Here is a 21,210-nt window from a genome sequence, read left to right as displayed (position 1 = left end):
CCCACCCCACTCGCCCCCCCACCTGCAGGCCAACATGAGCACCCCCGTCCAGACCCTCACCCTCGGCACCCCCCTGTCGCCATCGGCCTTGCGCGTCATGCTGCTGGGCTCGGGTGAGCTGGGCAAAGAAGTGCTGATCGCCCTGCAGCGCCTGGGCGTCGAGACCATCGCCGTCGACCGCTACGAGAACGCCCCGGGCCAGCAGGTGGCGCACCACAGCCGCACGATCACGATGAGCGATGCGGCCCAATTGCGCGCCCTCATCGAAGCCGAAAAGCCCCACCTCGTCGTGCCCGAGATCGAGGCCATCGCCACGCCCGTGCTCGAAGAGCTCGAGGCCGCTGGTGTCGTGCGCGTCATCCCCACGGCGCGCGCTGCACGCCTGACCATGGACCGCGAAGGCATCCGCCGCCTCGCCGCCGAAACACTCGGCCTGCCCACCAGCCCCTATCGTTTCTGCGACTCGCTGGCCGAGCTGCAAGCCGCCATCGACGCAGGCATCGGCTACCCCTGCATCGTCAAGCCGGTGATGAGCTCATCGGGCAAGGGCCAAAGCAAGATCGACGGCCCCGCCGACGTCGCCAAGGCCTGGGCTTTTGCGATGGAAGGTGGCCGCGTCAGCCATGGTCGCGTCATCGTCGAAGGCTTCATCGACTTCGACTACGAGATCACGCAGCTGACCGTGCGCGCAGCCGGCCAGGGTGCCCAGCTGGGCGAGGTGGTCACCCAGTTCTGCGAACCCATCGGTCACAAGCAGGTCAGCGGCGACTACGTCGAGAGCTGGCAGCCCCAACCCATGTCACAAGTGGCGCTGCAGCGCTCACGCGAGATCGCCAAGGCCGTCACCGACAACCTGGGCGGTCAGGGCCTCTTTGGTGTGGAGCTCTTCGTCAAGGGCGACATGGTGTGGTTCAGCGAGGTCAGCCCTCGCCCGCACGACACCGGCCTGGTCACCTTGAGCACCCAGGTGCAAAGCGAGTTCGAGCTGCACGCGCGCGCCATCCTGGGCCTGCCGGTGGACACCACGCTGCGCCAGGTGGGTGCTTCGGCCGTGATCTACGGTGGCGTCGACACGCAGGACGTGCGGTTCGAAGGCGTGGCCGAGGCCCTGTCCGAGCCCGGCACCGACCTGCGCCTGTTCGGCAAGCCCGAGAGCTTCGTCAAGCGCCGCATGGGCGTGGCCGTGGCCACCAGCACCGACGTCGACAGCGCACGCGCCAAGGCTCGCGAGGCCGCAGCGAAGGTGACGGTGCGCGCCCGCAGCTGAGGGCCCTGAACCGCCCTGGACCGCCCCGAACGGCCACACTGGCGCAGCTCAAGTCCCGCCGCCGGCCTGCGCTTCGTTGTGGGCGGCCAGCAGGATCGGGGCGGTGCCCGCCAGCATGAAGCGCAACTGCGCATCGAGCCGGCCCGCGCGGGCGAGCAACCCTTCCAGCGAGAGCAGCTCGATTTCCGCGTAGTGCAGCGACAGCACCTGCTCACGCTCGAGGTCGCGCAGCGCCTTGTTCACCGTCTGCCTCGACACCCCCAGCATCTGCGCCAGGTAGTCCTGGGGCAGCCGCAAGCGCCTGCGCAGCCCTGATTTGGCGCTTTGCCCGTAGTTCACCGCCGCGAACAAGAGCCTGCGCGACAAACGTTGCTGCAGGGTGAGCGAAGCGCTGTCCTCCAAAGCGGTCGTGACCACCCTCAACTGACCGCAAGCCAGCCGAGCCAGGTCGCGCCAATGGACCGGGTTGGCATCCAGCCAGGGCTCGATGAGCGAGCGGGGCACGCTCATCACGGTGCTGTCGGTGTCGGCCACGGCCGCCATGCCCCGGGGGATGCGGTCGATCAGGCTGACCTCGCCGAACCAGTGATATGGCTCGACATACCAGGTCAGGCGCTGTGTGCCGTGCTCGGGGTGGGTCGAGCCCATGCACAGGGCCCCGGCGATGACGCAGCACAGCCCGTCCTGCGCGTCGTCGCGCAGCGGCTCCCCGGCGGCGAGGTGAATCAAGCGGGCGCGCTCCACCAGCGCCTCCTGCATGACGGTCGGACAAGCGCCAAACCAGACGTGGGTGCGCAGGGCTGGCAGGAGGGCTGCTGGGGTGGCGTCAACGCGACGGGACATGTGTCATCGGGCAAAAAATAAGGCAGCAAGGGGCGACACCCCCCACATGGGTTAGATGCGGCACGTACAACTGTCTGTTTGTTGACAATATCATGGCCGCACACGTCCTACGATTCGGACATTGTTCACGACAACCCACATCGTCCTATGAGCTCGAGCCAAGCAGTCCATCCCGGCGCCATCCTGCGCACCCAGTTCATGGAACGCAACGGCCTGTCGGCGAGTGGCCTGGCCATCCGCCTGCACGTGCCCGCCCCCCGCGTGAACGACATCGTGCGCGAGCGCCGTGGCATCAGCCCCGATTCTGCCTTGCGTCTGGCCCGATTCTTCGGCACCACCGCCCAGTACTGGATGGACCTGCAAACGGCCTACGACCTGCGCGTGGCCGAAGAGCAAGCGGGTGAACAGATCCGCCGCGAGATCGCCACGCTGCAATCCTTGCCCCCGAAGGCGGGCACTGCGGCCTCCACACCGGTGCTGGCGGCAGCCTGAAGCACATCCCGGGTGGACACAGGCGTGTCCGATTCGCCTGATTGCGTCCGCCCGACCCACCCCCCACAAGGGTAAGACGCCAGCCGATCACTGATTGGCGTTCAACATTCCTTGCGCCCGCTCAGACACCTGCCTTGGCAGGTCACTGGAAGGCCACTTCGGCGAAGCTGCGCAGCTTGCGGCTGTGCAACTGGCCCTGCACATTGCTGCGCAAGCGCTCGATGGCGCACAACCCGATGCGCAGGTGCTGGTCCACGCGCTCGCGATAGAACTGATTGGCCATGCCCGGCAGCTTGAGCTCGCCATGCAGCGGCTTGTCGCTCACGCACAGCAGCGTGCCGTAAGGCACCCGGAATCGGAAACCGTTGGCCGCGATGGTCGCGCTTTCCATGTCCAGCGCCACGGCGCGGCTCTGGCTGAAGCGCCGCTCGGGCTCGCGCTGGGGCAGCAGCTCCCAGTTGCGGTTGTCGGTCGACGCGACCGTGCCCGTGCGCATGATGCGCTTGAGCTCGTAGCCGTGCAGCTGGGTCACCTCGGCCACAGCGCCCTCGAGCGCCAGCTGGATTTCGGCCAGCGGAGGGATCGGCACCCACAGCGGCAGGTCTTCGTCGAGCACGTGGTCTTCGCGCACATAGCCGTGGGCCAGCACGTAGTCGCCCAGCTGTTGCGAATTGCGCAGGCCAGCGCAGTGGCCCAGCATGATCCAGGCGTGCGGGCGCAGCACCGCGATGTGGTCGGTGATGGTCTTGGCATTGGCCGGGCCCACGCCGATGTTGACCATCGTCACGCCCGTGCGGTCCTTCCTGATGAGGTGATAGGCCGGCATCTGCGGCAGGCGCGGCGGCACGGCACCCAGGGCGTCGAGCGGCTCGGCGCTCTGGCCCACGCGCCGCGTGACCACGTTGCCTGGCTCGACGAAGGCGATGCAGTCGTCGTCGTCACGCGGGTTGGCCGGGTCGGGCGCGCGCTGCATCAGCTCGTGGCCCATGCGCACGAACTCGTCGATGTAGAACTGGTAGTTCGTGAACAGCACGAAGTTCTGGAAGTGCGCGGGCGTGGTGCCGGTGTAGTGACGCAGGCGGTGCAGCGAGTAGTCCACGCGCGGCGCCGTGAACAGCGCCAGCGGTCGCGAACCGCCACGCGTTTCGTAGGTTCCGTTGGCGATGCCGTCGTCCATGCGCGCCAGGTCAGGCAGGTCGAAGAAGTCGGGCAGCAGCATGCGGCGTTCGGGCGTGAGCTGGCCTTCGAGGTGCTGGTGCTCGTCCAGGCTGAAGTGCACAGGGATGGGCTCGCCACCCAGGCCGATCTCCAGCGCCACGCCGTGGTTGTCCAGCAGCAGCTGGAACTGGTCGCGGTAGTAGTCGGCGTAGAGGTCGGGCCGCGTCAGCGTGGTCTCGTAGGTGCCAGGGCCCGCGACAAAGCCGTAGGACAGGCGCGAATCGGCCCGGGCCACGGTTTCGGTGTGCACGCGCACGAAGGGGTACTTGGCGCGCACCGGGTGACGGAAGTTCTCGCCGGCCACGAAGCGCTGCAAGCTGTCTCGCAGGTACGCGATGTTCGTGTCGTAGAGCTGGGTGACGTACGCGAGGGCCGCGTCGGCCTGGTCGAAACGCTGGGTGGTGAACTTCGGGGCGGCCATGTGAGGTCTGGGCAAGTCTGCCGGCAGTCAGCTTGCAAACCATTGTGCGCCCATTGCCAGGGGGGCGCTGTCGCATCCATGCCGCGTCAGGCCCCTTGTTCTGGGCTTTGGCCACCCTCGCGCATCGGGCAGGGAAGCAAGCGGTGCACGGATGTGCGCCCGCTCACGCACCCGACCGATGTCAAGCCGCCTTCTTGGCAGCCACCTTCTTCGCGGAAGCCTTCTTGGCAGCCGGAGCCTTGGGCGCCCGAGGCTCGAACTCGAAGCCCACCTTGCCCGCCTTGACGTCCCAGCTCAGGAAGGCCTTGAACTTGCGCCGCGTCTTGTTGGACACGAAGCCATCGAGCAGGTCGGTCTTGCCGGTCTCCAGCAGCTTGCCGAACTGCTCGGGCGTGATCGCCTGCTGCAAGATGATCTTGCCGCTCTTGAAGTCGCACTTGGCCTTGCCCGCGCCCAGCGTGTGCTCGCACACGTAGTTCGCGCCATGCTCGTAGACGCTGCCGCCGCACTTGGGGCAGGCGCCCAGCGTGGTCGCGTTGCTGAAGTCCACCGCCTCGCCGGATTCTTCGTCCTTCTTGGCGTCTTCGCCGAAATCGAATTCCATCTTCCAGTTGTTGAGCTCGGCGTCCTTGACCATCTTGAGCTCAGCAGTGAAGGGCCAACCCGCCTTCGAGCGGAAGCCCTCCAGCGGGCCGAGCTTGTGCTTGCTCAGCAGCGTCTCGACTTCGCCCAGCTCGAAGCTGCGGCCTGCGGGGATCTTGGTCATGCTGAAGCCGCAGCCTTCGCCCTGGCCGTCCGAGCCGGTGCAGGTGTAGCGGCGGTAGTTTTCTTTCACCACGCCACCGCAGTTCGGGCAGGGCGTCTTCAGGGTCGCGTAGTCACCAGGGATGGTGTCGCGGTCGTACTCCTTGGCCTTTTGCACCACGCGCTGCGTCATCGCGGCGATCTCGGCCATGAAGGCCTCGCGGCTCAGGCGGCCCTTCTCCATTTCCGACAGCTGGTGCTCCCAGTTGCCGGTCAGCTCGGGCTTGGTCAGCTCGACCACGCCCAGGCCGCGCAGCAGCGTCATCAGCTGGAAGGCCTTGGCCGTGGGGATCAGCTCGCGGCCTTCGCGCAGCATGTACTTCTCGGTCAGCAGGCCTTCGATGATGGCCGCGCGCGTGGCTGGCGTGCCCAGGCCCTTTTCCTGCATCGCGGCCTTTAGCTCTTCGTCGTCGATGAGCTTGCCGGCGCCTTCCATGGCGCTGAGCAGCGTGGCTTCGGTGTAGCGGGCGGGCGGCTTGGTCTTGTGGGCCGACACCGCGATGTCTTCGTTGGCCACCGACTCGCCGGCTTCCACGGGCACCAGGTGGGCGTCATCGCCCTCTTCGGCCGCTTCCTTGCCATAGACGGCCAGCCAGCCCGGCTTGACCAGCACCTTGCCGTTGGTCTGGAAGCAGTGTTCCTTGCCGGCGGCGGGTACCTTGGTGATGCGCGTGGTGACCTGGAACTCGGCCGAGGGGTAGAACACCGCGATGAAGCGCTTGACCACCATGTCGTAGAGCTTGGCCTCGGCCTCGGTCAGGCTGCGCGGCGCCTGCAGCGTCGGGATGATGGCGAAGTGGTCCGACACCTTGGTGTTGTCGAACACGCGCTTGGTCGGCTTGACGTAGCCGTCGTTGACCGCCTTGCGCGCGTGCTGCGACAACTCGCGCAGCGGCCCGGGCAGGTCGTCATCGGCGATCATCTCCATGGTCTGCTTGACCACGGGGATGTAGTCCTCGGGCAGCGCGCGCGAGTCGGTACGGGGGTAGGTCAGGACCTTGTGCTTTTCATACAAAGCCTGGGCCAGGCCCAGCGTGGTCTTGGCAGAAAAACCAAAGCGCGAGTTGGCCTCGCGCTGCAACGTGGTCAGGTCATACAGCAGCGGGCTGGCCTGCGTGCTGGGCTTGGATTCTTCGGTGACCGTGCCCTGCTTGCCCTGCACCGCGTCGGCAATCGCCTGCGCCTCGGCGGCCGACCAGATGCGGTCGGCCTTGAACTCGGCCTCGGCCGAGCCTTCGGCAGCGTTCTTGTCCTTCTTGAAGTTCGGATCGAACCACTTGCCTTCGTACGAGCCGGCCTGCGCGCCGAAGGTGCCGCGCACCTCCCAGTAGTCGCGGAAGACGTGCTTGCGGATCTTCTCTTCGCGCTCGACCACGATGGACAGCGTCGGCGTCTGCACCCGGCCCACGGTGGTCAAAAAGAACCCGCCATCGCGCGAGTTGAACGCCGTCATGGCTCGCGTGCCATTGATGCCCACCAGCCAGTCTGCTTCGGAGCGGCAACGTGCCGCCGAAGCCAGCGGCGTCATCTGCTCATCGGAACGCAGCTGCTCGAAGCCGTCGCGGATGGCCGCAGGCGTCATGCTCTGCAGCCACAGGCGCTTGACGCCCTTGCCCAGGCCCTTGGCGCGCGTCGTGGCCGTGCTGTCGGCCGCGTACTGCACGATCAGGCGGAAGATCAGTTCACCCTCGCGCCCCGCGTCACACGCGTTGATCAGGGTCTCGACGTCCTTGCGCTTGATGAGCTTGACCAGGGCGTTGAGCCTGCCCTTGCTCTTGTCGATCGGGTTGAGGTCGAAGTGCGGCGGGATGACGGGCAGGTTGTTGAAGCTCCACTTGCCGCGCTTGACGTCGAACTCGTCGGGGGCCTTGATCTCGACCAGGTGGCCGACTGCCGAGCTGACCACGTAGTGCTCGGACTCGAAGTATTCGTCGTGCTTCTCGAACTTGCCATCGACGGGCGTCAGGGCGCGGACGATGTCTTGGGCCACGGAGGGCTTCTCTGCGATGACCAGGGCTTTGCTCATGAGCGATGTTTGATGTCTTGTCGAAAAGGTTGGCCGGGTTCGTCACTACAATCGGCCTCTCGCGCGCACACACATGCGTGCACACGGGTGCGCACACGCACACGCGCGCGCCCACCAATTCAATGTACCCAAACTGGCCGATGACGCAAGCCGCCAAGAAAACCCGGACTTCCGCCCCAGCTTCACCGAAGTCGGCCCCGGTCCCCTCATCGTCACACGGCCCGGCTGTGCGCACTGCCCGCCCCCACGCCGAAGCACCCAGCAGCGGCCGCCGCACCCAGGTGCGTGAATCGGGCGTGCACGGCAAGGGCGTCTACGCCATCCGCCCGCTGCGCGCCGGCGACAAGGTGCTGGAGTACAAGGGCGAGATCATCACCTGGAAGGAAGCGTTGCGCCGCCACCCGCACGACCCCAGCCAGCCCAACCACACCTTTTACTTCCACCTCGACGACGGCCATGTCATCGACGGCAAGCACCAGGGCAACTCGGCCAAGTGGATCAACCACAGCTGCGAGCCCAACCTCGAAGCCGAGCAGGTGGGCAAGCGTGTCTTCCTGATGGCCCTGCGCGACATCGAGCCCGAAGAAGAGCTCTTCTTCGACTACGGCCTGGTCATCGACGAGCGCATGACCGCCAAGCTCAAGAAGGAATACGCGTGCTGGTGCGGTGCGGCGAGCTGCCGAGGCACCATGCTGGCGCCCAAGGGCCGAGGCCGCTGAAGCCTTCGCTCGACTCACCGACAAGGCCCGGGATGCAGACGCCCCCGATCGATCCGGTCCTGGCCGACCTGAACGCTGCGGCCGAGCGCATCTGGGAGGCCTGCTCCCCCCGCTGGCCCGACTTGAGCCTGGACGTGCTGCCCGAGGTGGGCTCGACCAACACCGAGCTCATGGAACGCGGCCGTCGCGGTCAGACCTGGCCGACGGCGCTGGTCGCCGCCAGCCAAACCGCCGGCCGGGGACGCCGAGGCCGCAGCTGGACCGCCCACCCTGGCGACACCCTCACCTTCTCGCTGGGCCTGCCCTTGCAACTCGGCGGCGTGCCCGGAGGTGGCAGCGCCTTGTCGCTGGCCGTGGGCCTGAGCCTGGCCCAATCGCTCGACCGCGCCCTGCAAGCGCGTCACGCCAGTGGCCTGGGCACCGCCCTGCCCCCCATCGGCCTGAAATGGCCCAATGACCTGTGGCTCGGGTCCCGCAAGCTGGGCGGCATCCTCATCGAGGCCACACCCGCTCCGGGCCTGCCGGGCGGTAAAGACGACGCCGACGGCAGCCGCTGGGTCGTCATCGGCGTGGGGATCAACGTGCGGCCAGGCCAGGCACCCGCAGGCTCGGCATGGCTGTCCCGCAACGCAGACGACCCGCTCGGCGTTGGCGAAGCCTGGTCATGGGTCCTGCCCGACCTGCTGGACACCGTGCACCGCTTTGAGACCACGGGCTTCGCCCCCTTGCTGACGGCCTGGTCTGACCGCGATGTGCTCAAAGGCCAGGAGGTGTCGCTGTGGACCCGGCCCGGCCACCTGCCCGACGCCCAGACGCCCCCCGACGCCAGCGGCACGGCCCAAGGCGTGGACGAGTCGGGTGCACTGCTCGTGCATACTGCAGGCGGCCTGCAACGCTGGAGCAGTGGTGAAGTCAGCGTGCGCCCTGCCCTTGCAGCCCCCCTCACCTGACCCCTGCACGCCCCATGCTCCGCTCCCTGGTGCTCGCCCTGTTGATCGTCAACCTTGGCTTTTTTGCCTGGACCCACGGCTGGCTGAAGGCCTGGGCAGGCATGCCCGCCGAGGGGCAACGCGAGCCTCAGCGCCTGAGCGCGCAGCTGCACGCCGAGCAAATCGAGGTGCTGCAGCCGGGTGACACAGCGCAAAACCACGCGCTGCGCCGCCGCACGCCGCCAGCCGAAGCCGCATCGACCCCGGACAGCGCAGCGAGCGCGGCCGAAGCCACCTCTGCGGCATCCAGCGCCACCGCGCAGCAGGCTGCAGCCACCCCGGCCCTGTGCGTCGAGGCCGGCCCGTTCAACCCGGAAGACGCCGCCGCCGTCGACAAGACCCTGCGGCCCTTGCTGCAGACAGGCAGCTGGACGCGCCAGAGCATCGCCATCGGCGGGCAGTGGATGGTCTACATGGGCCCCTACAACGACGAAGAGCTGTATGACCGCAAGGTCACGGAGCTCAAGCGCATCAAGGGGCTGAACTTTGACGAAGTGCGCAACGGCACCTACGCGCGCGGCCTGTCATTGGGCCGCTTTGCCAGCGAAGCCGATGCCGAAACCCGCTTGGGTGGCCTCAAACAACGCGGCATCCGCACCGCCCGCGTGGTGACGATCCGCCCGGCCGGTCAAGTGCATTACCTGCGCGTGGCACAAGCCAACGAGTCGATGCAGGTGACGCTCTCGGGGCTCAAGCTGCCCCAAGGCAAGTCATTCACCGCTTGCCGGTCTTGACTGCACGTTGGCATAACGGATCTTAAGGCAAGGCCACATCGCCGCCCCCAGCATCCAGCCGGCTAGGGCGGCCAACAGTGCCAGCATGCCCACGTCACTGGCGCCACCACCACCACTGCCGCGACGCTCCCGCTCGGCATACAAGACCCGATCCGGCGTGAAGAAACCAGCGTACAGCGCGGGGGGAATGAAATCCAAGGAAGTGTCCGTGTCAACTCGGCCGCTGACACCAGCGAGGGCAGCAGCGACCGCGGCTCCTGCATCGACAACCCCCGCACCGCATGTGTTTTGATCGCAAACGCAGTTTGCGGTGTCTGCTGAGCAAGCGGGCAAACCACCGGGATTCGGGAACGCCGTGACGTTGTTCCTAACAAGGTTAACTGCTTGATCCGCAGTCAGACTGGGATCGATGGCAAACATCAGCGCGATCAAGCCAGAAACCTGAGGCGCAGCAAAACTGGTCCCGCCTTCCAGGTACAGCTGAAACGATGCCGTTGGTGTCGTGGTGCCGGTGTTGGCCAGCACCCGCATCCACGCATCCGAGTCGCCACCGGCAACGGCCAATCCTACGTAGCCAGCACTGCCAACGTTCCCATTTACCAAGTTAGCGTACGTTGCCTTGGTGCCATTGGCCCGCAAGGCTGTGACGGCCACCGCGCCCTCGCAGTTAGCCGGCCGACTGGGCGTTGTGTAGCCAACGGTGCCTGGCAGACCGGTCCCGTTCCCAGCGGATCCGACCACCACTGCGCCTTTTTGTTTCAGCACGGCAATGGTGTTGCGATACAACGCCCCCGTTGAAGTGGATGCATCACAACTGTTTCGGCCGCCGAAACTCAAGTTGATCACCCTAGCCGGATGCGTGTTTTGCGTTGAAGGAGCACCTTGATAGTCAACCCCTCCCGCCCAAAGCATCCCCTCGACAATGTCACTGACCACTGCGCCACAAGCACCGCCAATTCGAACGGGCAGAACAACCTCTCCCGGCAACACAGACAAGACCCCTGGGCCAAATCGGTTGTTGTTGGCTGGAGAGGTCAAGATCGTGGTCACCATGGTGCCGTGCCAGGAGCTGTTCTCCACATCACAGGCCGCAGCGTTGGTGTTGTAGTCGCCCGGGTCGGAGGGATCCGGATCAACACCGTCGTTGTCATTGGAGCTGCTAACCTGCGAGACAAAGTCAAAACCCGGGGAAACCAGACGGTTCTGAATCTCCGGTGCTGCCGACAAGACCCCCGTATCCAGTACAGCCGTCACCACGGCACCCAGCTTCCGCCCGGAGGCGTTGATCGCATCCCAGGCGGTCTTGAAGCCAGCCACCCCGTCTCCACCCGTGACCTTGTCCTTGAGCCAGAACTGGTCACCATACGCCGCATTGATCGACGGAGTCACCGAGTCAACCCGCGCCACGGCAGCGGGTCTCTCAAATTGGTTGACGACCACCCATTCCACATCCGGGTCTTGGCGCAATCGCTCGGCTTCTGCCTCAGCCTCTGCCAATGTGGTAATCCGGCCGGAATGGATCACATGCGCACCGAAAGCCGTTTGCTTTTGTGACGTGAAACCTACCCGCATCCTGGCAGAAGCGCTGTACAAACGTTGCCGCTGTGCGCGCTCGCCGTCCGACGGTCGAACGCTGGCAGAGAGACGCACCACAGACTGTGGGGTGGATTCCTTGAGTTTGACTATCAAACCGAGAGCCAAGTCTGGCTGCTGATTGGCTGCCGACGCACCGCCGACCAAGGCAATGCCTAGACCTGCAGACGCAAGGCTGCGTGTGAATCGAACGAGCCGCGATGCCCGATGAGCTTGATCAATCGCCTTCTTGTAAGCGTTCACGCCGTGCTCCTGCACCAGATCCGGAAAAGTGATTATGGTTCGACGCCACCCCGGCACCGCAGCGACAAGACGAACTCAGCAACCTGTTGTCGGCACTGTTGCACATCGGATCAAATGAAAAAGGCCCCATGAAGGGGCCTTGAGCGGCACAAGTCGACGGATCCGGGAGACAAAACCACCGAAGCCACCGACCTGACGTGAAAAAGGTCACGCCATGGCGGCAGCGATCACTTGGCGATGACGCGCGCCATTTCCAGGCACTTGTTGGAGTAGCCCCACTCGTTGTCGTACCAGGACACGACCTTCACGAAGGTGCTGTCCAGGGCCAGACCGGCCTCGGCGTCGAACACCGAGGTGCAGACTTCGCCACGGAAGTCGGTGGCCACGACCTTGTCTTCGGTGTAGCCCAGCACGCCCTTCATGGCGCCTTGCGAAGCGGCCTTCATGGCCTTGCAGATGTCTTCGTACGAAGCTTCCTTGTTCAGCTCGACGGTCAGGTCAACGACGGACACGTCAGAGGTGGGCACGCGGAAGGCCATGCCGGTCAGCTTCTTGTTCAGCTCGGGGATCACCACGCCCACGGCCTTGGCGGCGCCCGTGCTCGAGGGGATGATGTTTTCCAGGATGCCACGGCCGCCGCGCCAGTCCTTGTTCGACGGGCCGTCCACGGTCTTTTGCGTGGCGGTGGCGGCGTGCACGGTGGTCATCAGGCCGCGCTTGATGCCGAATGTGTCGTTGAGCACCTTGGCCACGGGGGCCAGGCAGTTCGTGGTGCACGAAGCGTTGGAGATGATGGTCTGGCCGGCGTAGGTCTTGTCGTTGACGCCGTAGACGAACATCGGGGTGTCGTCCTTCGAGGGGGCCGACATGATCACCTTCTTGGCACCCGCCTTGATGTGGGCTTCGGCGGTTTCCTTGGTCAGGAACAGGCCGGTGGACTCGATGACGACGTCGGCGCCGACTTCGTCCCACTTCAGCTCGGCCGGGCTCTTGACGGCGGTCAGGCGGATCTTCTTGCCGTTGACGATCAGGTTGGTGCCTTCGACGGCGACTTCACCCTTGAAACGACCGTGCACGCTGTCGTACTTCAGCATGTAGGCCAGGTAGTCGGGCTCGAGCAGGTCGTTGATGCCGACGATTTCGACGTCGTTGGCAAAGTTCTGGACTGCTGCACGGAACACCATGCGGCCGATGCGGCCGAAGCCGTTGATACCGATCTTGATCGCCATGATGGAAAGACCTTTTGTGAAGGTTTAAGAGGTTTGAAAAGGCTGGAAACGAAGTCTGCTCAGCGGGTGTGGCGGGGCAGGCCCGGCCTGTGCGGCGCCCAGGTGGTGACCCAGGCGCGGCGGGCAGCCCGTGATTTTAGGCTTCAGGCGCGGTTCTTGAGCACCTTCAGCACGGTGGCCACCACGTTCTCGGGGGTGAAGCCAAAGTGCTTGAAGAGCACGCCGGCCGGGGCCGACTCGCCGTAAGTGTCGATGCCGACGACCGCGTCCACGCCGTACTTCCACCAGAAATCGGTGACGCCGGCCTCCACCGCCACGCGAGGCAGGTTGGCCGGCAGCACGGACTTCTTGTAGGCCACGTCCTGGCGGTCGAACACGGTGGTCGAAGGCATGGAGACCACGCGCACGGGCACGCCCATCTCGGCCAGCTTTTGCTGCGCGTGCAGGGCCAGCTGCACCTCGGAGCCGGTGGCCACGATCACGGCCACGGCCTTTTTCTTCAGGCCCACTTCCGACGGCTCGGCCAGCACGTAAGCACCCTGGGTGATCACGTCGGCGTCCGACTTGGGCGCGTAGGGCAGGTTCTGGCGCGACAGCAGCAGGGCCGACGGGCGGTTCTTGTTGGCCAGGGCCATGGACCAGGCCACGGCCGTTTCGGTCGTGTCGGCCGGGCGCCAGACGTCGAGACCCGGGATCAGGCGCAGGCTGGCGGCGTGCTCGACGGACTGGTGGGTCGGGCCGTCTTCACCCAGGCCGATGGAGTCGTGCGTGAACACGTGGATCACGCGCTGCTTCATCAGCGCGGCCATGCGGATGGCGTTGCGGCTGTAGTCGCTGAAGGTCAGGAAGGTGCCGGCGTAGGGGATGTAGCCACCGTGCAGGGCCACGCCGTTCATGATCGCGGCCATGCCGAACTCGCGCACACCGTAGTTGATGTGGCGGCCGGGCTTGCCATCGGTGGTGACCACTTTGCCGTCGTCGCCCACGCGGAAGGCCAGCGTGCTCTTGGTGTTGGTCAGGTTCGAGCCGGTCAGGTCGGCCGAGCCGCCCAGCATTTCGGGCAAGGCGGCGGTGAAGAACTCCAGCGCGATCTGGCTGGCCTTGCGGCTGGCCACGGTCTCGGCCTTGTCGTGGGCAGAGGCCACGGCCTGCACGGCGATCTCGGCGAAGTTGGCGGGCAGCTCGCCCTTCATGCGGCGCTCGAACTCGGCGGCTTCAGCGGGGAAAAGGGCCTTGTAGGCCTCGAAGCGCTGGTTCCAGTCGGCCACCAGCAGCTCGCCGTCGGCGCGGGCGTCCCAGTCGGCGCGGACTTCTTCGGGGATCACGAAGGCTTCGTGCGACCAGCCGATGGCTTCGCGCGTCAGCTTGATCTCGTCGCCACCCAGCGGCTCGCCGTGGGCCTTGGCCGTGTTGGCGCGGTTGGGCGAGCCCTTGCCGATGTGGGTCTTGCAGACGATCAGGGTCGGCTTGTCAGCAGACAGCTTGGCCTTGACGATGGCGCCATCGACGGCATCCACATCGTGGCCATCGACCGGGCCGATGACGTTCCAGCCGCAGGCCTCGAAGCGCTGGGGCGTGTTGTCGATGAACCAGGGCGCGACCTGGCCGTCGATCGAGATGCCGTTGTCGTCGTACAGGGCGATCAGCTTGCCCAGCTTCCAGGCGCCAGCCAGGGCCACGGCCTCGTGGCTGATGCCCTCCATCAGGCAGCCGTCGCCCAGGAAGGCGTAGGTGTGGTGGTTGACGATGTCGTGGCCGGGGCGGTTGAACTCGGCGGCCAGCAGCTTTTCAGCCAGCGCCATGCCCACGGCGTTGGTGATGCCCTGACCCAGCGGGCCGGTGGTGGTCTCGACGCCCGGGGTGATGCCGACCTCGGGGTGACCCGGGGTCTTGCTGTGCATCTGGCGGAAGGCCTTGAGGTCGTCGATGGACAGGTCGTAGCCCGACAGGTTCAGCAGGGCGTAGATCAGCATCGAAGCGTGACCGTTGGACAGCACGAAGCGGTCGCGGTCGAACCAGTTCGGCTGCGCCGGGTGGTGGCGCAGGTGGCGGCTCCACAGGGCCACGGCCATGTCCGCCATGCCCATCGGTGCACCAGGGTGACCGGAATTGGCTTGCTGGACGGCGTCCATGGCCAGCGCACGGATGGCGTTGGCCATGGCGGTGATGTTTTTGGTGGAGTGGGACATGGCGGGCAGAGGGGGTTGGGCTGCGGGAAACCTTGGATTTTAGCTTGGTGTGGACGACGACATGGCTGGGCCTGCCAAACGGTTGGCAGGCTTTCCTGATGCGGCCTATACAACAAAAATAAAAATGTTGTATAACTCCGCATGCCTGAGCACTTCACCGACCTGCCCGTCTCCGCCGCCACGGCGTTCGCACAACTGCAAACCGCCGCCATGGCGGCTGAACTGGCCCGAGACGTTTCGCACCTGCAAGGCAGCTTTTCGACCAAGGTGGTGAAAGGGACCCGGCAGTGGTACTTCGCTTACCGCGAGAACACCCACTCGGTCAGGCAGATCTACGTGGGGCCGGACAACGAAGAAGTGCAGCACGTGATCGAGAGAGCGCGCCAGCAAGCCCCGCTCGAAAAACTCAAGCCACTGGCCAAATCCGCGCTGGCCTTGGGCTGTGCGCCCATCCAACGCAAACACCTCAGCGTCATCCTGCGGCTCAACGAGTTTGGTTTCTTCAGGGCAGGCGGCGTGCTCATCGGCACACATGCCTTCTTGGCCCACGCCAACCAGTTGGGTGTGCGCTGGAACAGCCCCGACCAGACCTCGGACATCGACTTTGCCCATGCAGGGCGCAATGTGTCGATTGCCTTGCCCGCCACGATTGACGCTCAACCCCACTCGGCGCTCACCACGATGGAAGGCGGCTTCTTGCCACTGGTGCAGTACCGAGGCAGCGCAGGCGCGTCGTACAAGCACAAAGACGAGCCCGAGTTTCAGGTTGACTTCCTGACGACGCGAACCTCCGACAGCGAAGAGCCCATTCACATCGACAACCTCGACGTGGCCTTGCAGCCGCTGCGGTTCATGGAGTATTCACTGGAAGGCGTTCAGCAAACCACGCTGTTCGACTCGACTGGGCGCTGCGTGGTGGTCAACCTGCCGGCACCCGAGCGCTACGCCGTGCACAAGTTGCTGATCATCGGCGAGCGCGCTGGGGCGTTCAAGGCCAAGATCAGCAAAGACCTGGCGCAGGCGGCGGCCTTGATGAGCTACTTTGCGGCCAACGACCCGGAGGCCTTGCAGGAGGCATGGGCCGATGCGTTGAGCAGGGGGCCGGGGTGGCGGAAGCGGGCGTTGGAGGGACGCAAGGCGCTTGAGCACGTGGCACCAAACATCGCTCACATGCTCGATACAACTGAAGAGAGATAAACCAATCCGAGCGCAATGAAAATGGGGCGCAATGCGCCCCATTCAGACGATGTTCAACTATCAATTCTTGACGAAACCCTTGGTCACGCACACGCCGGAGTACGCCCAAGTCAATCGGCCCGACACATCAGGCGCGCCGGCCATGGTGCATGTGTCCGCCGCCAGGATGCCCTTGTAGGCGTTAGGCGTCAACACGATGTTGATCGGGCCAGCGGCTGCGGCTGCGGCTGCGATCGCCATGCTGTTGAAAGCGCCCGTCGTCGTTGCCGCAGGCACGGCCGGGACATCAGTTGGCACGACGGCAGTGGAAGCACCGCAAAGCTGAAGGTCTGAAGTCGTTTGGAAGCATTCTTCAATGGAAGCCTTGTAGGGCGCAGCGGCTGCGATCACTTCGGTATATGCGGCGCGACGAATGTAGTTTTGATACTGCGGAATCGCCACAGCCGCCAAAATACCAATGATCGCCACGACGATCATCAGTTCGATCAGGGTGAAACCTTGTTGAACGCGCTTCATGTTGAACTCCTCGGCCTCACGGGGCCACTGGTAAAAACGGTTTGCAGTCAGCGACCGACTTCGCCGACCGCACGCCAGACATGGTGCAGCCTGCGTGCCAGCTTTCAGAGCCCGAAAAAACGTGATTTCCTGCTCGGTTTCCCTCGACCCACCCCACCCAACCAACACGCTTGGTCGGATGTGTTTCAAGGCGTCAGCCCAAAAACGTCACCCAAAGGTCTGAGCTGACAATTTTCGTCATCTTTGCTGAGGCTTGCCCATCAAGCGCACCCCCGCTAACATTTGCGCATGCTTCATGGAGACACATCATGCGCATGACCGTTGTTGATTCACCCCCATCCACCCGCAAGGCCACCAACGTCTCTTTGGGCGCCAACCTGCTGGCCGAAGCCAAGGCGCTGCGCATCAACATTTCCCAGGCGGCGGAAGCGGGCCTGAGTCAGGCGGTGGCCGCCAAACGCGCCGAGTTGTGGCTGCAGGCCAACCTCGAAGCGCTTGAGAGTTCCAACGCCCACGTGGAACGCAACAGGCTGCCCCTCGCCCGGCACAGGCAGTTCTGATGGCCCGGTTTTCGGTCTAAGCCAACCCGGAAGGCCCCGGCTACCTGATGGACGTGCGGCCCAACCTGCTCACCGCTCTTAACACGTGGTCGCTGCGCTCGATTGCCTGTTCCAGGAGGTTTGATCAGCCTTGCGCCGACACCCACGCCAGCAAGCGCGTTTGCTGGCCGGGTTCGATCGGCAATGCGCGAACCCGCGCTGCCAAGGTTTCAGCATTCACGATGCCGTGCTTCATGGCCTCACGCACGAACACCCAGTCCTTGTCGCGCCCAGCAGCCAGCTTGGCCGCGCACAAATCAGCTGGGTCCAGGCACAACCCGACTTTCAAGTCGGTGTTCTGGTTCTGCAGTCGGACCAAGCGCCCTTGCCAGCCGTCAGGCAGCACAGCGGTTTCCGGCCCCACGCCCTGAGCGTAGTAGCCAAAGCGTTCGTGAAATGGCGAGCCTTCGCCGATGGCGCCATCGATCAAATCCGCCAGCTCAGGCATGTTGGCCGGGTAGATGTCGGCCTCCATCGAGACCGTCAGCGAATCGGGCGGATTGGGTACTGCACCGAGAATCGACTGGCTGCCCACCACGACCACCTCATAGTCGTTGGTGATGGCTGACGCCGCCCGGATCAGGTGCTCCAACTCATGCCTTTGCATGCGAAATCCGCCATTGCTTGATGATCGCAAACCGTTCCTGCGAAGTCAGCAGGCAGGCAAGGGGCGAACTCTGGCGCAGCCAGGCTGCACGCTCGGTGTCCTCCAGGGCCACCGCCAGCCCGCCCCGGCCACCGTCGGCGTCCAGCAGGTGTTGCCACTCATCCAGAGCGGGGGCCGTGCGCGCAGACGAAGCTGCGCGCCAGCGAGCCAGAATCGCGCGCGCGCGCTCCAGCAGCGCCGGTTCACGCTCAAGCTTTTCCACGGCCAGCCGGTGCATGGCCAAGCTGCGACGGTCTAGGTCTGAATGCTGCAAAGGCATGGTTTCAGTCCGAGCAGTCCAAGTGTTCAGCATCCTGTCTCGCGGCGGGCAGTTGCTTGAGCAGTTCTGGCAACCATTCTTGAACCGTTTCCCAAACCACATCAAGGTTGATGTCGAAATACCCATGGGCCATGCGATTGCGCATGTTACGCATGCTGCGCCACGGTATTTCCGCATGCGCCTGGGTAAAGCCGGCACTCGAATCCATCACCTTTGTAGCGGCCTCACCAATGACGATCAAACTCATGATGACGGCCTGCTGAGTGCGCCTGTCAGCCAGGAAGTCATCCTTGTCCATCCCTTCCACGAAGCTGCACGCATCAGTCGCAGCCTGTTGAATGTGGCCCACGTAGTCCGGCAATCGGTTCGCCCTCATACCGGACGAGCCTCCGCGAGCACCTTGGCGCGGAATTTTGGCGGCAGGTCGCCGGGTGTCAGCAAATCAACGTCCACGCCAAGCAGCGATTTCAGCTCTGCTTCCAAATCGCCCAAGTCCAGCAGCGTGGCGCCAGGCAGCGCGTCAACCAGCAGATCAAGGTCACTGCCGTCCTGATCAGTGCCATGCAGCACCGATCCAAAAATGCGAGGGTTTGCCGCGCGGAAACGGTTCACCGCTTCGCGCACAGCGTTTCGCTTCATATCGAGCGCAATGGACGGTCGCATGGCTTTCCTTTCACATCGGATCTCGTGTCCATGATACGACCCAGGGGCCAACGACGAAAACCCCGGGGGAGGGCAAACGGAACGCCTCAATCCTCCGCCGGCGCATGAAACCGCAAGCCCTCGCGCAGCGGCTCGATCCGGTGCCGGCTGTCCAGCGCCCTCACCTGCGACAGCACCGCCGGCACTTCGCCGGGCTTGGGGTGGGTGATGTAGACACTCACCTCACCGTCTAGCTGCGCCAGCTCTTGCGCCAGCGTCTGCGGCGACAGGTGCCCGCTGATGTTGGCCAGGTGCGCCTCTTCGTTGCCAAAGGCGGTCTCGATCACCAACTGAGCAATGCGCTCACCCTGCAGCGCCTGCCACAAGGCCGGGTTGGGGCCCGTGTCACCCGTGAACACCCACCAGCCCTGCGGCGTCTCGATGCCAAAGCCCACCGCTGGCACCGTGTGCGCCGCCGGCAGCACGTGCACCAGCCGGTCGTCCACGCCGCCACGCGCCGGAAAGCGCAGCACCTCGCCCACCGCGAACTCGTGGAAGACCAGGATCGGGTGCTGGGCGCTGGGCAGGCGCGTGAAGTCCGGCCAGATCACGCCATTGAAGATGTGGCCGCGCAGCGCGGCCAGCGTCTCGGGCAGGGCATGGACGTGGATGGGCCGCAAGCTGCTCAGGCCCGCGCCCATGCGCAGCTTGATGACCGTGTCAGCCAGCAGCGGGATGCTGAGCACGTGGTCCAGGTGGCTGTGCGTGATCAGGACGTGGTCGATGCGGGCGAGCTCGTCCAGGCGCAACTCGCCCACGCCGCTGCCCGCGTCGATGAGGATGTCGTCGTCGAGCAGAAAGGCGGTGGTGTGGCAGCGCGCCGCGATCGAGCCGAAGCAGCCGAGGACGCGGATCATGGTGCTGGCTCGTGGGGTTGAGCCCGTTCGTTCAGGCCTGAACGAACTGCATCTGGGTACCGGCCAGCTCGATCACGTCACCACTCTTGAGGTGGACGGGGTCGGCCGCCACGGGCGCGCCGTTGACCGTGGGACGGGCCGAGCCTTCGACGTGGGCGAAGACGTAGCCACCCGGGCGCTTGGTGATGGAGGCCACCTGCACGCCAGGCTTGCCCACCGTGGTGACGACCTTGGTCAGTGCGACCTCGCGGCCGGCTGCGGCACCGTTGAGCACCTTGATGGAGGCCGGGCTCTGGCTGGGCAGGCTGCCGAAGCCGCTGGGGCCCTGGGCCATGGCAGCACCGAAAGCGCCCGGCGTGGTGGAAGGGCCGGTCGGGGTGGCTGCAGCCGCGTGGGCTTGCGCGCCCAGCGCCGTCGGCAGCGGCGTGCCCGGCCGCATGATCATCGTCTTTTCGTAGTCGGAGCCTTCGTCCGCCAGGAACTTGATCTTGTACTTGCCGATCTCGACCGTGTCGTTGTGCTGCAGCAGCTGCTTCTTGACGGCCTTGCCGTTGATGTAGGTGCCGTTGGTGCTGTTGAGGTCTTCGATGAAAACGCTGCCGCTGAGCAGCTGCAACACGGCGTGCTCACCACTGACGGCCAGGTTGTCGATCACGATGTCGTTGTACGGGCGACGACCGAGGGTGGTGCGGTCCTTCGTGACCTGGACCTCCTTGATCACCACGCCATCGAGTGAGACGACCAGTTTTCCCATGCGGAACCTCTGCTTATGGATCTTGTGTGTGTGTTGAGACGTTCAGCCCAGCCCAGCAAAGCGCCTGAAAGGCCACCAGGATCTGGGTGCAGGATCCGCCACTCCCTGGGCGCGCACCAGCACGACCGCAATATTATCCCGCCCGCCCGCCTCGTTGGCGGCCGCGACCAGGGCGGCGCCCATCTCGGGGAGCGTTTGATGCTGGGCCATGACTTCGGCGATCTGGTGGTCTCGGAGCATGTCGGACAGGCCGTCCGAACACATCAGGTAGATGTCGCCCGACTGGATTTCGTGCTGGTGGGTTTCGAGCTGAGCCATGTCCTCGACGCCCAGGGCGCGGGTGACGAGGTTTTTGTTGGCGGCAAATTGCGCCTGCTCGGGTGTCAGCATGCCAGCGTCGATCTGCTCTTGCAGTAACGAATGGTCTTTCGTGACCTGCTGCAACACCCCCGCGCGAAGCCGGTAGCCGCGCGAGTCGCCGATGTGCCCCAGCAACAGCCGGCCCGAGCGGAAGACGCCCAGCACCAGGGTCGTTCCCATGCCGGCGTACATCGGGTTGGAGTTGGCCGCACCGAAGATGGCGCGGTTGGCGTTGTCGACGCAGATGTCCATGGCGCGGCGCACGTCGCCGTCGCTGGCCTGGGGCGCGGCCTCGTTCAGCCAGCGACCCAGCTCGGCGCTGATGAACTCGCAGGCCATGCCGCTGGCGACTTCGCCGGCCGCGTAACCGCCCATGCCGTCAGCGAGCACCGCCAGCGAGCAGGACGTGTCGATGGCGACGTTGTCCTCGTTGTTGCTGCGGACGCGACCGGTGTCGGTCTGGCTGTAGAACTCGAACTCCATGGGGGGAAATTGTCGCCGGGTTGGTCAGGGGGCGGGCACAGGGATGTCG

General features: G+C 65.0%; 21 protein-coding genes. 7 read left to right on the top strand and 14 right to left on the bottom strand.

What is annotated here, in order from left to right:
• The first annotated feature begins 34 nt into the window (after positions 1 to 34).
• The gene (gene purT, locus ABG80_RS14530; RefSeq protein ID WP_058088631.1) at positions 35 to 1,267 is read left to right on the top strand and encodes a formate-dependent phosphoribosylglycinamide formyltransferase; all 1,233 of its coding nucleotides are present in this window, start codon (positions 35 to 37) and stop codon (positions 1,265 to 1,267) included.
• A gap of 48 nt (positions 1,268 to 1,315) precedes the next feature.
• Here the strand turns inward: purT and ABG80_RS14525 are convergent, their stop codons facing one another.
• The gene (locus ABG80_RS14525) at positions 1,316 to 2,110 is read right to left on the bottom strand and encodes a Crp/Fnr family transcriptional regulator (RefSeq protein WP_058088350.1); all 795 of its coding nucleotides are present in this window, start codon (positions 2,108 to 2,110) and stop codon (positions 1,316 to 1,318) included.
• Between the two features lie 147 nt (positions 2,111 to 2,257).
• Here ABG80_RS14525 and ABG80_RS14520 point away from each other — a divergent pair, with 147 nt between their 5' ends.
• Positions 2,258 to 2,602, top strand: coding sequence for a HigA family addiction module antitoxin (locus ABG80_RS14520; protein ID WP_058088349.1), 345 nt, complete (start codon positions 2,258 to 2,260; stop codon positions 2,600 to 2,602).
• Positions 2,603 to 2,744: 142 nt separating this feature from the next.
• Here ABG80_RS14520 and ABG80_RS14515 read toward each other — a convergent pair whose 3' ends face one another.
• Positions 2,745 to 4,241 (bottom strand): AMP nucleosidase, encoded by a 1,497-nt coding sequence (locus tag ABG80_RS14515; protein ID WP_058088348.1) that lies wholly within the window; start codon positions 4,239 to 4,241, stop codon positions 2,745 to 2,747.
• 181 nt (positions 4,242 to 4,422) lie between these two features.
• Positions 4,423 to 7,071: a DNA topoisomerase III gene (locus ABG80_RS14510; protein ID WP_058088347.1), complete on the bottom strand. Its 2,649-nt coding sequence runs from the start codon at positions 7,069 to 7,071 to the stop codon at positions 4,423 to 4,425.
• Positions 7,072 to 7,211: 140 nt separating this feature from the next.
• On the opposite strand from ABG80_RS14510, the gene ABG80_RS14505 reads away from it, so the two are divergent.
• The 3 genes from ABG80_RS14505 to ABG80_RS14495 are packed head-to-tail and all read left to right on the top strand — an operon-like array spanning position 7,212 to position 9,513.
• Positions 7,212 to 7,790: an SET domain-containing protein gene (locus tag ABG80_RS14505; RefSeq protein WP_083506131.1), complete on the top strand. Its 579-nt coding sequence runs from the start codon at positions 7,212 to 7,214 to the stop codon at positions 7,788 to 7,790.
• Between the two features lie 32 nt (positions 7,791 to 7,822).
• Positions 7,823 to 8,740 carry a biotin--[acetyl-CoA-carboxylase] ligase gene (locus ABG80_RS14500; protein ID WP_058088346.1) on the top strand — a complete coding sequence of 306 codons (918 nt, stop codon included), beginning with the start codon at positions 7,823 to 7,825 and terminating at the stop codon, positions 8,738 to 8,740.
• A 14-nt stretch (positions 8,741 to 8,754) separates the two neighbouring features.
• Positions 8,755 to 9,513: a hypothetical protein gene (locus ABG80_RS14495; RefSeq protein WP_058088345.1), complete on the top strand. Its 759-nt coding sequence runs from the start codon at positions 8,755 to 8,757 to the stop codon at positions 9,511 to 9,513.
• Here ABG80_RS14495 and ABG80_RS14490 read toward each other — a convergent pair.
• From ABG80_RS14490 to tkt, 3 genes are all read right to left on the bottom strand, one after another.
• On the bottom strand, positions 9,490 to 11,349 hold the full coding sequence (locus ABG80_RS14490; protein WP_152987640.1) for a S8 family serine peptidase: 1,860 nt from the start codon (positions 11,347 to 11,349) through the stop codon (positions 9,490 to 9,492). The two genes, ABG80_RS14495 and ABG80_RS14490, sit on opposite strands and share 24 nt — an antisense overlap.
• A 227-nt stretch (positions 11,350 to 11,576) precedes the next feature.
• Positions 11,577 to 12,578: a type I glyceraldehyde-3-phosphate dehydrogenase gene (gene gap, locus ABG80_RS14485; RefSeq protein ID WP_058088343.1), complete on the bottom strand. Its 1,002-nt coding sequence runs from the start codon at positions 12,576 to 12,578 to the stop codon at positions 11,577 to 11,579.
• 143 nt (positions 12,579 to 12,721) lie between these two features.
• Positions 12,722 to 14,767, bottom strand: a complete 2,046-nt coding sequence (gene tkt / locus ABG80_RS14480; RefSeq protein ID WP_083506129.1) for a transketolase — start codon at positions 14,765 to 14,767, stop codon at positions 12,722 to 12,724.
• A 141-nt stretch (positions 14,768 to 14,908) separates the two neighbouring features.
• Between tkt and ABG80_RS14475 the strand changes: the two genes are divergently transcribed.
• Positions 14,909 to 15,964, top strand: a complete 1,056-nt coding sequence (locus ABG80_RS14475; protein WP_058088342.1) for a GSU2403 family nucleotidyltransferase fold protein — start codon at positions 14,909 to 14,911, stop codon at positions 15,962 to 15,964.
• A gap of 60 nt (positions 15,965 to 16,024) precedes the next feature.
• Here the strand turns inward: ABG80_RS14475 and ABG80_RS23980 are convergent, their stop codons facing one another.
• Complete coding sequence (locus tag ABG80_RS23980; RefSeq protein WP_058088341.1) at positions 16,025 to 16,480, bottom strand: pilin; 456 nt, start codon at positions 16,478 to 16,480, stop codon at positions 16,025 to 16,027.
• A 308-nt stretch (positions 16,481 to 16,788) separates the two neighbouring features.
• Between ABG80_RS23980 and ABG80_RS14465 the strand changes: the two genes are divergently transcribed.
• Positions 16,789 to 17,040, top strand: a complete 252-nt coding sequence (locus ABG80_RS14465; RefSeq protein WP_235513872.1) for a type II toxin-antitoxin system CcdA family antitoxin — start codon at positions 16,789 to 16,791, stop codon at positions 17,038 to 17,040.
• Between the two features lie 124 nt (positions 17,041 to 17,164).
• Here the strand turns inward: ABG80_RS14465 and ABG80_RS14460 are convergent, their stop codons facing one another.
• The 7 genes from ABG80_RS14460 to ABG80_RS14430 all read right to left on the bottom strand — a co-directional run bounded on the left by ABG80_RS14460 (position 17,165) and on the right by ABG80_RS14430 (position 21,161).
• Positions 17,165 to 17,686, bottom strand: coding sequence for a DUF6036 family nucleotidyltransferase (locus ABG80_RS14460; protein ID WP_058088340.1), 522 nt, complete (start codon positions 17,684 to 17,686; stop codon positions 17,165 to 17,167).
• The gene (locus ABG80_RS14455) at positions 17,673 to 18,005 is read right to left on the bottom strand and encodes a hypothetical protein (protein ID WP_160322553.1); all 333 of its coding nucleotides are present in this window, start codon (positions 18,003 to 18,005) and stop codon (positions 17,673 to 17,675) included. The genes ABG80_RS14460 and ABG80_RS14455 overlap by 14 nt, the downstream gene beginning before the upstream one ends.
• 4 nt (positions 18,006 to 18,009) lie before the next feature.
• Positions 18,010 to 18,381: a HepT-like ribonuclease domain-containing protein gene (locus ABG80_RS14450; protein ID WP_058088338.1), complete on the bottom strand. Its 372-nt coding sequence runs from the start codon at positions 18,379 to 18,381 to the stop codon at positions 18,010 to 18,012.
• A complete protein-coding gene (locus tag ABG80_RS14445; protein WP_058088337.1) occupies positions 18,378 to 18,668 on the bottom strand; it encodes a nucleotidyltransferase family protein in 291 nt (96 codons plus the stop codon). The genes ABG80_RS14450 and ABG80_RS14445 overlap by 4 nt, the downstream gene beginning before the upstream one ends.
• Before the next feature lie 86 nt (positions 18,669 to 18,754).
• Positions 18,755 to 19,564, bottom strand: a complete 810-nt coding sequence (locus ABG80_RS14440) for an MBL fold metallo-hydrolase (protein WP_058088336.1) — start codon at positions 19,562 to 19,564, stop codon at positions 18,755 to 18,757.
• A 31-nt stretch (positions 19,565 to 19,595) separates the two neighbouring features.
• Entirely contained in the window at positions 19,596 to 20,318 is a 723-nt protein-coding gene (locus tag ABG80_RS14435) for an FHA domain-containing protein (RefSeq protein WP_058088335.1), read from the bottom strand.
• A gap of 42 nt (positions 20,319 to 20,360) precedes the next feature.
• On the bottom strand, positions 20,361 to 21,161 hold the full coding sequence (locus ABG80_RS14430; RefSeq protein ID WP_058088334.1) for a Stp1/IreP family PP2C-type Ser/Thr phosphatase: 801 nt from the start codon (positions 21,159 to 21,161) through the stop codon (positions 20,361 to 20,363).
• Positions 21,162 to 21,210: the final 49 nt, after the last annotated feature.

Origin of the sequence: Aquabacterium parvum (genome assembly GCF_001447195.1) — a bacterium.
GTDB lineage: Bacteria > Pseudomonadota > Gammaproteobacteria > Burkholderiales > Burkholderiaceae_C > Aquabacterium > Aquabacterium parvum.
Note: the sequence above shows the minus strand (reverse complement) of the source record. Positions and strands in the feature narration are given on the sequence as shown.